General features: G+C 62.0%; 12 protein-coding genes. 6 read left to right on the top strand and 6 right to left on the bottom strand.

Annotation, left to right across the window (positions count from 1 at the left end; genetic code table 11):
* Positions 1 to 9: 9 nt before the first annotated feature.
* The gene (locus tag ACTJJ6_RS12370; protein WP_016930125.1) at positions 10 to 930 is read right to left on the bottom strand and encodes a LysR family transcriptional regulator; all 921 of its coding nucleotides are present in this window, start codon (positions 928 to 930) and stop codon (positions 10 to 12) included.
* 108 nt (positions 931 to 1038) lie between these two features.
* Between ACTJJ6_RS12370 and ACTJJ6_RS12365 the strand changes: the two genes are divergently transcribed.
* Positions 1039 to 2067: a zinc-dependent alcohol dehydrogenase family protein gene (locus tag ACTJJ6_RS12365; RefSeq protein WP_123867903.1), complete on the top strand. Its 1029-nt coding sequence runs from the start codon at positions 1039 to 1041 to the stop codon at positions 2065 to 2067.
* 7 nt (positions 2068 to 2074) lie between these two features.
* Here ACTJJ6_RS12365 and ACTJJ6_RS12360 read toward each other — a convergent pair whose 3' ends face one another.
* On the bottom strand, positions 2075 to 2962 hold the full coding sequence (locus tag ACTJJ6_RS12360) for an AraC family transcriptional regulator (RefSeq protein ID WP_156866316.1): 888 nt from the start codon (positions 2960 to 2962) through the stop codon (positions 2075 to 2077).
* Between the two features lie 226 nt (positions 2963 to 3188).
* On the opposite strand from ACTJJ6_RS12360, the gene yqhD reads away from it, so the two are divergent.
* The 3 genes from yqhD to ACTJJ6_RS12345 all read left to right on the top strand — a co-directional run bounded on the left by yqhD (position 3189) and on the right by ACTJJ6_RS12345 (position 6210).
* Positions 3189 to 4352, top strand: coding sequence for an alcohol dehydrogenase (gene yqhD, locus ACTJJ6_RS12355; protein WP_016930127.1), 1164 nt, complete (start codon positions 3189 to 3191; stop codon positions 4350 to 4352).
* A 285-nt stretch (positions 4353 to 4637) separates the two neighbouring features.
* Positions 4638 to 5462 (top strand): 2,5-didehydrogluconate reductase DkgA, encoded by an 825-nt coding sequence (gene dkgA, locus ACTJJ6_RS12350; RefSeq protein ID WP_016930128.1) that lies wholly within the window; start codon positions 4638 to 4640, stop codon positions 5460 to 5462.
* 142 nt (positions 5463 to 5604) lie between these two features.
* Positions 5605 to 6210: a transglycosylase SLT domain-containing protein gene (locus tag ACTJJ6_RS12345; protein ID WP_016930129.1), complete on the top strand. Its 606-nt coding sequence runs from the start codon at positions 5605 to 5607 to the stop codon at positions 6208 to 6210.
* 63 nt (positions 6211 to 6273) lie between these two features.
* Here the strand turns inward: ACTJJ6_RS12345 and ACTJJ6_RS12340 are convergent, their stop codons facing one another.
* The gene (locus tag ACTJJ6_RS12340; protein ID WP_004937285.1) at positions 6274 to 8442 is read right to left on the bottom strand and encodes a YgiQ family radical SAM protein; all 2169 of its coding nucleotides are present in this window, start codon (positions 8440 to 8442) and stop codon (positions 6274 to 6276) included.
* 80 nt (positions 8443 to 8522) lie between these two features.
* Entirely contained in the window at positions 8523 to 9257 is a 735-nt protein-coding gene (locus ACTJJ6_RS12335; protein WP_110147419.1) for a GntR family transcriptional regulator, read from the bottom strand.
* Positions 9258 to 9914: 657 nt separating this feature from the next.
* Here ACTJJ6_RS12335 and ACTJJ6_RS12330 point away from each other — a divergent pair.
* Both ACTJJ6_RS12330 and ACTJJ6_RS12325 read left to right on the top strand, forming a co-directional pair.
* Positions 9915 to 11312, top strand: coding sequence for a purine-cytosine permease family protein (locus tag ACTJJ6_RS12330; protein WP_004937281.1), 1398 nt, complete (start codon positions 9915 to 9917; stop codon positions 11310 to 11312).
* Positions 11309 to 12241: a PfkB family carbohydrate kinase gene (locus ACTJJ6_RS12325; protein ID WP_143778506.1), complete on the top strand. Its 933-nt coding sequence runs from the start codon at positions 11309 to 11311 to the stop codon at positions 12239 to 12241. Before ACTJJ6_RS12330 ends, ACTJJ6_RS12325 begins: the two co-directional genes overlap by 4 nt.
* A 33-nt stretch (positions 12242 to 12274) precedes the next feature.
* Here ACTJJ6_RS12325 and ACTJJ6_RS12320 read toward each other — a convergent pair whose 3' ends face one another.
* Together ACTJJ6_RS12320 and xapA are read right to left on the bottom strand one after the other, a co-directional pair.
* Entirely contained in the window at positions 12275 to 13525 is a 1251-nt protein-coding gene (locus ACTJJ6_RS12320; protein ID WP_176062653.1) for a nucleoside permease, read from the bottom strand.
* An 82-nt stretch (positions 13526 to 13607) separates the two neighbouring features.
* On the bottom strand, positions 13608 to 14429 hold the full coding sequence (gene xapA / locus ACTJJ6_RS12315) for a xanthosine phosphorylase (protein WP_079451636.1): 822 nt from the start codon (positions 14427 to 14429) through the stop codon (positions 13608 to 13610).
* Positions 14430 to 14436 lie beyond the last annotated feature (7 nt).

The following is a 14436-nucleotide window of genomic DNA, read 5'->3' as shown; positions in this document are numbered from 1 at the left end:
CCGGGCGCGCTACAGCGCCTTCTCGACCAACGCCAGACTGGCAGGCAGTTTGTTCACCAGCGTATCCACCGCCAGCCGCACCTTCAGCGGCAGGTGGGGCGTGTGCGGCCACACCGCATGCGCTTCAAAGGCGGCGCCCGGCCGATCGCGCAGCAAGCGCACCAGCGCCCCGCTCAACAACTGCTCACGTACCAGCCAGCACGGCAGCCAGGCAATGCCGAAACCCGCCGTGGCCGCATCCGCAATCGCCTGCAGGTCGTCCATTTGCAGCCGGTTATTCGGCATTACGTCCTGCGGCTTGCCGTCGCTATCCAATACCAACCAGCTGCGCCGCGCGCCGGCGCGCATATAGGTCACCGCCTCATGCTGCGCCAGTTGCTCGATGCTGAGCGGTTCGCCGCACCGCTGCAGATAGGCCGGCGAGGCGCACAGCGCCATGCGGTGATCGCCGATGCGGCGCGCCACCAAGCCGCTGCTGTTGGCCAGCGTACCGTTGCGAATCGCCATATCGAAGCCGTCCTCAATCAGGTCCACCACCCGATCGCTGAACGACAGCTCCAGCTCCAACCCAGGATGCTCGCGCGTCAGTTCGGTCAGCAGCGGCGCAATGCACATGCGGCCAAACAGCACCGGCATCGACACCCGCAGCCGGCCGCTGACCTGTCGTTTCCCCGACTCCAGCAGCGTTTCCGCGCCACGGATCTCCTCCAGCGCCCGCAGGCAGCGCTCATAAAACAGCGCACCGTCGTCGGTCAGGCTCTGGCTGCGCGTGGTGCGATGAAACAGCCGCACCCCCAGCCGCTGTTCCAGCCGGGCGATGGTTTTGCCGACCGCCGAACGCGAAAGATGCAGCCGACTGGCCGCCAACGCAAAACTGCCCGCCTCCACGGCGGTAACGAATACCGAAATGCCGCTCAACCGATCGCTCATGATTTGTCGCTCTGAAAGAAACAATCTGCGGAAATCTTATCGCCACTGGCGAACCTCTATCAACGATATTATCGGCAGGTCTGTTAATCGCTGACTTTGGAGAACATCATGACCAATACAATGCAACGCTGGACGATGAGCGCCCTGGGGCGTGAGCACCTGCAGCTGAGCGCAAGCGCCATCCCACAGCCGGGGCCGCACGAAATCAGAGTGAAAGTGAAGGCTATCTCACTCAATTACCGTGACAAATTGATGATTGAAAGCGGCATGGGGCTCACGCTGCCGCAGCCGTTCACGCCCGCCTCGGACATGGCCGGCGAGGTCGATGCCATCGGCCCCGGCGTCAGCCGCTTTCAGCCCGGCGCGCGCGTCATTTCCACCTTCAGCCCCGGTTGGCTCGACGGCGAGCAAAAACCCTACGGCGATGCGCGCCGGGTGCCTTATCACACCCTCGGCGGTTTTTATCAGGGCGTGCTGGCGGAATACGTGATAGTGCATGAAGATTGGCTGGTGGCGGCGCCAGCGTCGCTAGACGATGTTCAGGCCAGCACCTTGCCGTGCGCCGGGCTGACCGCCTGGTTCGCACTGGTGGAGCAAGGCAGACTGCGCGCCGGCGACTCGGTATTGGTGCAAGGCACCGGCGGCGTGGCGCTGTTCGCGCTGCAGATCGCCAAAGCGCACGGCGCCGAGGTGTACGTCACTTCCGGCAGCGACGAAAAATTGGCTCGCGCCAAGGCGCTGGGCGCCGACCGCGGCATCAATCGCCTGCATGGCGACTGGGTGGAGAAGGTCTATCAGCTGACCCAGGATCGCGGCATCGACCATGTGGTGGATACCGTGGGCGGCACCAACCTCGGCAATTCGGTGCGCGCCGTGGCGGTGGGAGGACGCATCTCGGTAATAGGCATCCTGGAAGGCAACGAAATTTCCGCCCCCGCCGGCCCGCTGCTATTAAAATCCGCAGTGATTCAGGGCATCGGCGTCGGCCACCGCCGCGCGCTGGAAGACCTGGTGCGCGCCGTGGACGCCGTCAACCTGCAGCCGGTGATCGACCAGGTATACCGCTTCGATCAGCTGCCGCAGGCGCTGGATCACCTCGATCGCGGGCCATTCGGCAAGATCGTCTTAACCCCATAAACGCGGCTCAGCCCTCCAGCAACAGCGGGTTGGCCTCGCGCAGCCGGGCGACTTCATCGCTCGGCGTCATGCCGAACAGCCGTTTGAACTCGCGGCTAAACTGCGACGCGCTTTCGTAGCCGACGCGGATCGCCGCCGTGCTGGCCTTCAGACCGTCATGAACCATCAACAGTCGCGCCTTATGCAGCCGGTACGACTTCACGTACTGCAGCGGCGAGGTGTTGGTCACCGCCTTGAAGTTGTGGTGGAACGCCGAGACGCTCATGTTGACCTCGCTGGCCAACTGCTCGACGTTGATGCTGTCGGCATACTGATGTTCGATACGCCGCAGCGCCTTGGCGATCTGGCTGAAGTGGGTATGCCGATTGACCAACTCCTGCAGCGACGCGCCGCAGGCGCCGCGCAGCACATAATAGAGAATCTCCCGTACAATCTGCGGCCCAAGCACCCGGGCGTCGAGCGGATTGGCCATCACGTCGAGCAGACGCTCGGTGGCGCACAGCAACTCTTCCGTCATTTCCGCCAGGTTCACCCCGTTGCTCTCCGCGCGCGGTTGCATCAGGTAGTCGTCATCGCCGATGTCGATCAGCAAGTCCTGCAGCATTTGGGTATCGATATTGACCGCCAACCCAACCAGCGGCAGTTCCGGGCTGGCGAAGGTTTCGCATTCAAACGGCAGCGGCACCGTCATCAGCAGGTAGTTGCGCGGATCGTATTGGAACTTCTTATTGCCGCAATAGCCGACCTTGTGCCCCTGAAAAACAATGACGATCCCCGGTTCATACATCACCGGCTGACGCGGGCTGTGGCGATCGACATACAAAATCTTCACCCGCGGCACCGGCGACGGCGTGTAGCCGTTGCCGCTGGCGATAGCCATCGCCTGGCGCGCCATGCGGCTGCGCAGCGCATCGATTTCAATCACGGAAACACCCTCTTACAGTCAGAACGATTCGGCATAAATCATAATTTAAAACTCGCCATTTCTACAGACAGTTGTAGAAATAGGCAAGAACCAAACAGGAATGTGCATTGTGCGTTGCCGCCCGGTTCCTGACAATACGGGCCAGATACCTTTGCGCCACTTTGGCGCCCGCCTGACAGAAAGAGAGAAATCAACCATGCACAACTTCATTCTGCATACCCCAACCAAAATCCTGTTCGGCAAGGACCAAATTGCCGACGTGGCCGGCCAAATCCCGGCGGACGCGCGCATCCTGATCACCTACGGTGGCGGCAGCGTAAAGAAAAACGGCGTGCTGGATCAGGTGCATAGCGCGCTGGCCGGCCGCGACGTGCGGGAGTTTTCCGGCATCGAGCCTAACCCGACCTACGAAACGCTGATGAAAGCGGTCGAGGTGGTGAAAGCGGAAAACATCGATTTCCTGCTGGCGGTCGGCGGCGGTTCGGTGGTTGACGGCACCAAGTTCATCGCCGCCGCCGCCCGTTATACGGCCAGCAACGACGCCTGGCACATTCTGCAGACCGTCGGCAGCCACATCGCCGACGCAGTGCCGATGGGCTGCGTGCTGACGCTGCCGGCCACCGGCTCCGAGTCCAACAGCGGCGCGGTGATCACCCGCAAAAGCAGCGGCGACAAGCAGCACTTCTTCTCGCCGCTGGTGCAGCCGCGCTTCGCCGTGCTGGATCCGGTGGTGACCTACTCGCTGCCGCCCCGCCAGATCGCCAACGGCGTGGTCGACGCCTTCGTGCACACCCTGGAGCAGTATCTGACCTACCCGGTCGACGCCAAGGTGCAGGATCGCTTCGCCGAAGGCCTGCTGTTGACCCTGCTGGAAGACGGCCCGCGCGCGCTGGCCGAGCCGGAGAACTATGCGGTGCGCGCCAACGTGATGTGGAGCGCCACCATGGCGCTGAACGGCCTGATCGGCGCCGGCGTGCCGCAGGACTGGGCGACCCACATGCTGGGCCACGAGCTGACCGCCATGCACGATCTCGACCACGCGCAAACGCTGGCCATCGTGCTGCCGGCGCTGCTGCACGAGAAGAAAGCGCAGAAGCGCGAAAAACTGCTGCAGTACGCTGAACGCGTCTGGGGCCTGCGCGAAGGCAGCGAAGACAGCCGGATCGACGGCGCCATCGCCGCCACCCGCGCCTTCTTCGAACAGATGGGCGTGCCGACCCGCATGGCGGATTATCAGCTCGACGGCAGCAGCATTCCGGCGCTGCTCGACAAGCTCCATCAGCACGGCATGACCGCCCTGGGCGAGCATCAGGACATTACCCTGGACGTCAGCCGCCGCATTTATGAAGCGGCGCGTTAATCGCAAAACGGCGATTTTTTGCTAGGCTTTAGTCTCCGCCAGCCATTTTTCGCCGCATCCTGCGCCCGGCCGATCACCGGGCGCAATCGGGCGCTTCAGCGCCGCCGATCGTTTCGCACCACTCGTCTTACCGCTCATTCGCAGGGAGAGCGGGGAGAAAATGGCCCTCCCGCCACCGCTGAAATTAGGCTGGCAAACCCGGCAACCGCCCATTTTGCCAACTAGAATTTATCTATAGCCGTTTCGGCGCCGCAGGCGCCGCAATCCGTACACAAGGAGATGCGCATGACAACGCAACAACCCATCATCAAACTCCACGATGGTAATCTGATGCCGCAGTTGGGTCTCGGCGTTTGGCAGGCGAGTATTGAAGAGACCACCCGCGCGGTGAGCAAAGCGCTGGAGATCGGTTACCGCTCCATCGACACCGCCGCGATTTACAAGAACGAAGAAGGCGTCGGCGCCGCGCTGCAGTCCAGCGCGCTGCCGCGCAGCGACCTGTTCATCACCACCAAGCTGTGGAACGACGATCAGGGCGATCCGCTGGCGGCGCTGGAAACCAGTCTGGAAAAGCTCAAGCTGGACTATGTGGATCTGTATCTGATCCACTGGCCGCGCCCGCAGCAGGATCAATACGTCTCCGCCTGGCGCGAGCTGATCAAGCTGCGCGAACAAGGCCTGGTGAAAAGCATCGGCGTATGCAACTTCCATACGCCGCACCTGCAGCGTCTGTTGGATGAAACCAACGTGGCGCCGGTCGTCAACCAGATCGAGCTGCACCCGCTGCTGCAACAGCGCCAGCTGCGCGCCTGGAACGCCACGCACCATATCGCCACCGAATCCTGGAGCCCGCTGGCGCAAGGCGGTGAAGGCGTGTTCGACCAGCCGCTGATCAAGGCGCTGGCCGAAAAATACGAGAAAACCCCGGCGCAGATTGTGGTGCGCTGGCACCTGGACAGCGGTCTTATCGTCATCCCGAAATCGGTCACGCCGTCGCGGATTCGCGAAAACTTCGAGGTGTTTGATTTCAAACTCGATAAAGATGAACTGGGCGAGATCGCCAAGCTGGATGTCGGCAACCGCCTCGGGCCGGATCCGGATACCCTGTAATCTCCCCCCAAGCCCTCTCCGGCCGGAGGGGGCTTTTCCTTCCCGCACATTGCTCCTTTGCGCCGCCTGACGTTATGATGACGACGCCGGAGGCTCCGCCCGCCGGTTAACGCCGTTAAAAAACAGACAAGCACGGAGCACCATGAAATTCTCTTTCTCACACGGGTCACGGCTGGGCATGCTTTGCGTCATGCTGGTGCTGGCGGGTTGCGCCGGCAAGAAACAGCGCGTCAGCTACGATCGCCACGCCTTCGATAGCGCCATCAAAGACGCCGCCAGCGAATACGGCGTAGACGCCAAGCTGATCACCGCCATGATCCAGGTGGAGTCCGGTTTCAACCCCGCCGCAGTGAGCAGATCCAATGCGATCGGCCTGATGCAGCTGAAAGCCGATACCGCCGGCTGCGACGCCTATCGCTACAAAGGCAAACGCGGTTGCCCGGACGATGACGATCTGCGGGATCCCGACACCAATATCGATCTCGGCGCCGCCTATCTGGCCACCTTGCAGAAACAACAGCTTAAAGGGATCGCCAATCCCGTCACGCTGCGCTACGCCACCATCATCGCCTACGTCAACGGCACCGGGGCACTGCTGCGCACCTTCTCCAGCAACCGTCAGCAGGCCATCGCGATGATTAACAACCTGTCGCCGGAGGCCTTTAACTGGCACGTGCGCAAATACCATCCCGCGCCGCAGGCGCCGCGCCATTTGATGAAAGTGGAAGCCGCGTACGAGCAGCTGTGACGCTCAACAGTGAAAAGGAGAACCCGGGGGTTCTCCTTTTTGTTTACGCATGCGGTGCGGCCGTTACGGCTTGGCTTTGCGAATCGGTTTGCGCGGCGGCCGGTTGGACGGCGTGCGCTGCCGATTGATATCGGTATGTTTGGTCAGCGCCGGCCGGGTATGGCGCTGCAGCCGTTTCGCTTCGCGCTGTTCGTCGATGCTCGGCGCCGGCACCAGACAATCGCGGCGGCTGCCGATCAGGTGCTTCAGGCCCATCTCTTCCAGCGCGGCGCGGATCAGCGCCCAGTTGGCCGGATCGTGGTAACGCAGCAGCGCCTTATGCAGGCGGCGCTGGCGATCGCCGCGCGGCACCACCACGTCTTCGCTCTTGTACCCCACCTTGCTCAGCGGGTTTTTGCCGCTGTAATACATGGTGGTGGAGTTGGCCATCGGCGAAGGATAGAAGTTCTGCACCTGATCGAGGCGGAAACGGTTCTTTTTCAGCCACAGCGCCAGGTTCACCATGTCTTCATCGCGGGTGCCCGGGTGCGACGAGATAAAGTATGGGATCAGGTACTGCTCTTTACCCGCCAGCTTCGAATAGTGATCAAACAGCTGCTTGAAGCGATCGTAACTGCCCATGCCCGGTTTCATCATCTTCGACAACGGGCCTTCTTCGGTGTGCTCCGGCGCGATCTTCAGGTAGCCGCCGACGTGGTGGGTCGCCAGTTCCTTGATATAGCGCGGATCTTCCACCGCCAGATCGTAACGTACCCCGGAAGCGATCAGGATCTTCTTGATGCCCTCCAGAGAACGCGCGCGGCGGTAAAGCTTGATGGTCGGCTCGTGGTTGGTATCCATATAGGTGCAGATCTCCGGATACACGCACGAGGCGCGGCGGCAGGTCTGCTCAGCGCGCGGGTTGGTGCAACGCAGCATATACATGTTGGCGGTCGGGCCGCCCAGATCGGAGATCACACCGGTAAAGCCCGGCACCTTGTCACGGATCTCTTCGATTTCGCGAACGATCGAATCTTCCGAACGGCTCTGGATGATGCGCCCTTCATGCTCGGTGATCGAACAGAACGAACAGCCGCCGTAGCAGCCGCGCATGATGTTCACCGAGAAACGGATCATGTCATAGGCCGGAATGCGATCCTGACCGTAGGACGGGTGCGGTACGCGTTGATAAGGCAGGGCGAAGACGCTGTCCATCTCCGGCGTGGTCAGCGGGATCGCCGGCGGGTTGATCCACACGTAGCGATCGCCGTGTTTTTGCATCAGCGCGCGGGCGCAGCCTGGGTTGGTTTCATGGTGCAAAATACGCGAGGTGTGCGCATACAGCACCTTGTCGCCCTTCACTTTCTCGAAGGACGGCAGCAGCACGTAGGTCTTCTCCCACGGCTTCGGTTTGGCGGCGCGCACGGTGACAGGCTTGGCTTCCGGCTCTTTCGGCTTGGCGCCGTCGGCGCACGGCAGATCCTCGCCGTACGGGTTCGGGATAGGTTCGATGCGGCCCGGCTTGTCGAGGCGGGTGGAATCCACACCGCTCCAACCCGGCAGCGCTTCTTTGCGCATCACCGCGGTATTGCGGATATCGTGGATATCGCCGATCTTCTCACCGGCGGCCAGACGGTGCGCCACTTCCACCAGCGGACGCTCGCCGTTGCCGTAGATCAGCATGTCGGCTTTGGAGTCCACCAGCACCGAGCGGCGCACGGTATCAGACCAGTAATCGTAGTGGGCGATGCGACGCAGACTGGCTTCAATGCCACCCAGCACGATCGGCACGTCTTTATAGGCTTCTTTGCAGCGCTGGCTGTAGACCAGGGTGGCGCGATCCGGCCGCTTGCCGCCGACGTTGCCGGCGGTATAGGCATCGTCGTGGCGCAGTTTGCGATCGGCGGTGTAGCGGTTGATCATCGAGTCCATGTTGCCGGCGGTGATGCCGAAGAACAGGTTCGGTTTCCCCAACCGCATGAAGTCTTCTTTATTGCTCCAGTCCGGCTGCGCGATAATGCCGACGCGAAAGCCCTGCGCTTCCAGCATGCGGCCGATGATCGCCATGCCGAAGCTTGGGTGATCGACGTAGGCGTCGCCGCTGATGATGATCACGTCGCAGCTGTCCCAGCCCAGTTGATCCATCTCTGCCCGCGACATCGGTAAAAACGGCGCGGTGCCAAAACATTCGGCCCAATAGGGCTTATAGGAAAACAGTTCACGATCGGGTTGGATCAGGCTGGTGGTGCTCATTCTGCTGCTCTTTTTACAGGTTAATTAATCGCCGGGCGGCGATTATACGCACTAGCAGCAAAAAGAGCATGGTTATTTCGCTAACCGTTCACTTCGAATTCATAAACGTCGCTGCGGCACAAGATATCGCTGAACTCCAGCGCCTCACCCTGAGCGTTGCGGCTGGTTTGGATGATGTGCAACAACGGCGCGCCGCACGGCACGTTGAGCAGTTCGGCGACCTCGTCGCTGCAGGACACCGCCTTCAACAGAAAGTGTTTATCTTCAGGCACGATGCCGCGCGATTGCCATAGCGCATACAGTGAATGCTCCAGCTGCGCCGGTTCGGGCAAGAAGCGCGGTGGTATATAGGTGGTTTCCAGCGAGACCGGGCTGCCGTTCAGCAAGCGTAACCGCCGCAGTTTGATCACTTCATCCCCCTCCGCCAGCCCCAGCGCCGCCGCGGCCTTGGCCGGCGCGCCGACTCGAGTGCGCAGCAGCCATCGATTGCTGACGCGGCTGCCGTGACGCAGCGCCTGAGCGGTGAAACCGCTGTCCTTATCGAGGGAATAACCAATGCGCATCGCCACGCGGGTGCCGACCCCCTGCTGCCGTGAAATCAGCCCTTTATCCTCCAGCAGCTTCATTGCCTTGCTGACGGTGACGCGCGACAGCGCCAGCCCCTCCGCCATCTGCCGTTCCGGCGGCAGAAATGCCTCCGCCGCCAACACCTGCTGCCTGATCGCGGTTTCTATCGCCGCCGCCAGCTGAATATAACGCGGCGCTACCGTCCCCTGCGCCAGATGACCACGCAGCCAGGCCATAAAATCCGTCATTCGCCCGCCCTCTTGCTTATGCCATTCGTCTGAGTCTCATTGTTATCCTATCGCCTGTCCGGCGATAGGCACCTCACTTTAACTAAAATATCGCTAATGCTTTCAGAGTGGCATCACAATTTTTGCCTAATGGACTTTCATTGGATCTAGATCGCGCGTAATCTGTGCTTATTGATGTTGATACATCAATAGCACCAACACCAGGGACCCACTTTAAAAACAATAAAAAACCCGCTGCCAGCCCTAAAGGATACCCTTGATGGCCGGCAGCGGGCCTATACTGCCGGCGCAAACGGCCGATAATAAGCAACGGAGCTAATGGATAGCCTGCTCACGGCTCATCGCCGCATCACAGGATCCCATCGCGGAGGGCGAAGCGGATCGATGTCGGCAAATAGAAACGTTCCCGCTTCGCCAATCCCCGCTGCAGCCCCACTCTTTGACTACACTCATTGGCGCCGTGCGGCCGACGTGCCTCACCCGATAAGGCGGATACCGCCCTCATTTTGACAGACCCGGCGGCATCAGCCGCTACACACTGCGCGGAATCGGCGTCTTCACCGACAGCGGGATAGCCGGCCTCAACCGCGCCAACGGAATCGATTTTCAGTCAACTGCGGCGGCCCTCGCGGCCCTGCGCAACAGGGATCATTTGCTATGACCGATATCAATCGCAATGAAGCATGGAAGGTAGAAAGCACCGGTATCGACCGGGTGCCGGACGCGGAACAGACCGGTAAGCCCATCGAGCTGTTTTGGATCTGGTCGGCGGCCAATATCGGTATTCTCGGCGTGGTGTACGGCGCCATCATCGTCGGCTTCGGCTTATCCTTTCTGCAATCGGTACTCGCCGCGCTGGTCGGCGTCGCCAGCTTCGTGCTGGTCGGCCTCACCAGCTTCGCCGGCAAGCGCGGGCGCACCTCTACGCTGACGCTCTCGCGGGTGATTTTCGGGCTGAAGGGCAACGTGGCGCCCACCCTGTTCAGTTGGATCAACCTGATGGGCTGGGAAGCGGTCAACGTGATCACCGGCACCCTGACGCTGGCGGCGCTGTTCGAGGCCTTCGGACTGGGAACCAGCCACCTGTTGACCGCGCTCAGCCTGCTGCTGTTCGGCGGGCTCACTGTCGTCGTCAGCCTGCTGGGGCAAAATACCGTGGTCTGGATGCAGAGCTGGTTCAGCCGCATCTTCGGCACCATGACGCTGATCGTGGTGCTCTATATCCTGTTCAACACCGAGTGGAGCCAGGTGCTGGCGCTGCCTTCCGGCAGCTGGTTGACCGGTTTCCTGCCGGCGGTATCGGTGATCGCCGCCGGCACCGGCATCAGCTGGGCAATCGCCGGCGCCGATTACAGCCGCTATCAAAGCCCGAGCTCGTCGAGCAAAGGCATTTTCGCCGCGGTGATGGGCGGTGCCTGTTTGCCGCTGATGCTGCTGATGCTGGCCGGTATTCTGCTTTCCGTGCAGCTCCCCGATCTGGCCAGCGCCGCCAACCCCATCGCGCTGATAGGCTCGGTGCTGCCCGCCTGGATGGCCATCCCTTATCTGCTGGCCGCCACCGCCGGCATCGTCACCATCGCGGTGCTCAGCCTGTATTCCGCCAGCCTTAACCTGCTGACCATCGGCGTGCAGGTCAAACAATGGCTGGCGGTATCGATCGACGCCGTGGTGGTGCTGGGCATCGCCCTGTATGTGCTGTTCATCTCCGGCGATTTCATGGGGCCGTTCATCTCCTTCCTGGTGTTCTGCGGGGTGTTTCTGGCGGCCTGGGAGGCGATTTTCCTGCTCGATTACCTGTGCCTGCGCCGCCGCCACGGGTATGATGGCAACGCTTTGTACGGCCTGCATGGCCAGAACCGCGGCGTGCGCAAAGCCCCGCTGTTTTGCTGGTTCCTCGGCGCCCTGTGCGGCCTGCTGGTCACCAAAACCGGTTTTATCGACGGCCCGCTGGCCAAAGGCTTGTTCGCCGACTCCAGCCTGGGGCTGTTTGTGTCGTTTGCGGTGAGTCTGATCGCTTACGGTCTGTACCTGACCCAACGCAGAGAACATCAATGAATGAGTGGGAAGCTGTAACACCTGTCCTGGTGATTGGGGGCGCGGTCGGCGATCTGGTGATGACGCTGCCGCGCCTGCCGATCCGCGGTGAAGATATCGAAGCCCTGCCGCAGGCGCGGCAAATCGGCGGTTGCGCGTTCAACGTGGCGCGCGCGCTGACGCGCCTTGAAGCGCCGGTGATCAACGGCATGCCGGTCGGCAACGGCGAGTGGGGCGCGGCGATCGAAGCCGCCATGGGCGAACTGGGGCTGGAGGTGCTGTTGCGCCACGGCCAGATGGACAACGGCTGGTGCCTGGCGCTGGTGGAGCCCGACGGCGAACGCACCTTTATCACGGTGTCCGGTTGCGAAAGCCAATGGAATAAAGCGCAGCTGGCGACCCTGCCGCTGACGGAACACACGCTGATCTACGCCAGCGGCTACGAGCTGGCGGGCGAAAACGGCGAAGCGCTGCGCGAGTGGCTGACGCGCATGCCGTTCGACCAACCGCGCCTGATCGATCCCGGCCCGCGCATCGCCCAGCTCAGCGAAGATTTCTTCGCCATGCTCAGCGACAGCCACACTCTGCTGACGCTCAACCGCGACGAAGTGGCCACGCTGTGCGGCGCCGGCGACGCCGTGGAGGCCGCACAGCGCTATGCCGCCGCCCGTAATCTGACGCTGATCTGTCGCCTGGATCGCGACGGCGCGTGGATCTGCGACGGCCGCACGCCGCCGCTGCACGTTCCGGCCTATCCGGTAGAGGTCGTTGACACCATCGGCGCGGGCGATGCCCACTGCGCCGGTTTGCTGGCGGGCCTGTCTGCCGGCTGGCCACTGCCGCGGGCGGTCGATCTGGCCAACCGGGTCGCCGCTTGCGTGGTGGCCAGCCTCGGCGCCGCCAATCCGCCGGACCGGCAGCAGCTGCAGCAGCGCTTCCCGCAGGCCTGACGTTTCAGGGCGCAGCCAGCTGCGCCCCCTGCCTTACTGCGCCGCCGCCGCGCTCTCCTGCGGCAGGTGGCGGTAGTTGAAGCTCAACGCGAACACGATCCCCAGCACCAGCGTATACAGCGCAAACACCAGCCAGATGCTCTGCCAGTCTTTCACGCCGTCATGGCTGAAGAAGTCCACCACCTCGCCGCTGGCGAGCGCCCCCAGATAGGCGCCCAAACCGTTGACCATGGTCATGAACAGCCCCTGCGCGCTGGCGCGGATGCGGTGATCGGCCTCTTTCTCGACGAAGATGGCGCCGGAGATATTGAAGAAGTCGAAGGCGCAGCCGTAGACAATCATCGACAGCAACAGCAGCACGAAACCAAAGCCGACCGGCGTGCCGTAAGCCAGGAACAGAAAGCGCAGCGTCCAGGCCGCCATGCTGATCAGCATCACCTGCTTGATGCCGTAACGGCGCAGGAAGAAGGGAATGGTGAGGATAAAGAACACTTCGGAGATCTGCGACAGCGACAGCAGCACCGCCGGATACCGGACGCTGAGGCTGTCCTGATACAGCGGATTGAGCGACAGATCGTGCAGGAACGGGTTGCCGAAGGTATTGGTTATCTGCAGCGCCGCGCCAAGCAACATGGCGAACAGGAAAAACAGCGCCATGCGCCGCTGGCGGAATAACACCAGCGCATCCAACCCCAGCACGCTCACCCAGCTTTTCGACTCGGCCGCGCGGTTGGTCGGGCAACGCGGCAGCGTCAGCGAATAGGCGGACAGCAGCAGCGACGCCGCAGAAGCCAGATACAGCTGCAGATTGCTGAGCTCGATGCGGCTGAAGCCGACCAACCACATCGCCAGAATGAACCCCACGGTGCCGTACACCCGCACCGGCGGAAAATCCCTCACCGTGTCAAAGCCGTGCTTCTCCAGGCAAAAATAGGAAATGGCGTTGGAGAGCGCGATGGTCGGCATATAGACCATGGCATTGAACAGCATCACCCAGAACATCAGCATCGGTTGCTCGACCTGCGCCGCGCAGTACAGCGCCAGTGCCCCGAGCAGGTGGCACAGCGCATACAGATAGTTGGCCTTCATCCACCGATCGGCGATGATGCCCGCCAGCCCCGGCATGATCAGCGCGGCGATGCCTTTGGCGCTGTAGACCATCCCCACCTGCATGCCGCTGAAATGCAGCGTGTTGATCATGTAGGAGCCCAGCGTCACCAGCCAGGCGCCCCAGATAAAGAACTGCAGGAAAATCATGACTTTTAATCGTGTTTTTATCGCCATCGCCATCACCTTGTTATTATGCTTTCAACGATGATTGGTGCGGCGGGGCCCCCTGCAGCCCGCCGCCGGTTTGCTTGCGGTGTTACAGCGTTTTGAACAGCTCGCGGATCAGGCGCATGAAATCGTCCGCCGCCAGCGCCGCGCAGCTGAGCGTTTGTTCGTGGGAAAGAGGCGTATCCGACAGCCCTTCGGCGTAGTTGGTCATCGCGGACACCACCAGCACCTTGAGACCGCAGTGGCGTGCCGCCAGGACTTCCGGCACGATCGACATGCCCACCACGTCGCAGCCCAGGGTCTGCATCATGCGGATCTCCGCCGGCGTTTCGAAATTCGGCCCGGTGTAGGCGGCGAATACCCCTTCCGCCAGCGGAATGCCCGCGCTTTCGGCCACCGCCGCCAGCCCGGCGCGCAGATCGCGATCGTAGGCGTTCGCCAGGCTGAAGAAGCGCGGCCCGAAGCGATCGTCGTTGGCGCCGACCAGCGGCGATTCCGGCATGAAATTGATGTGATCGGTAATGGCCACCAGGCTGCCCGGCGCCACCGAACGGCGCAGCGAACCCGCGGCGTTGGTCGCCAGCAGGAATTCGCAGCCCAGCAGTTTAAAAGTGCGCACCGCGGTGGTCATCACCTGCATGCCACGCCCTTCATAGAAATGACCGCGCCCTTTCATGCACAATACCGGCACGCCTTCCAGCTTGCCGGCGACCAGCTGCCCGGCGTGGCCGGCGACGCCGCTCACCGGAAAGCCCGGCAGCTCCGCGTAATCGAGGGTGACGGTTTCGGTCATCACCTCCGCCAGGGCGCCAAGCCCGGAGCCGAGAATCAAGGCCGCTTTCGGCTGGAAACCCGGCAGGCGTGCGCGGACGACATCGGCGCAGGTAAAAGCATCTTCTTGATTAAACATCGTATTC

It is taken from the genome of Serratia sp. 22278, assembly GCF_052045405.1.
Classification (GTDB): domain Bacteria; phylum Pseudomonadota; class Gammaproteobacteria; order Enterobacterales; family Enterobacteriaceae; genus Serratia; species Serratia marcescens.
This window is presented reverse-complemented; position numbering and strand designations above follow the sequence as displayed.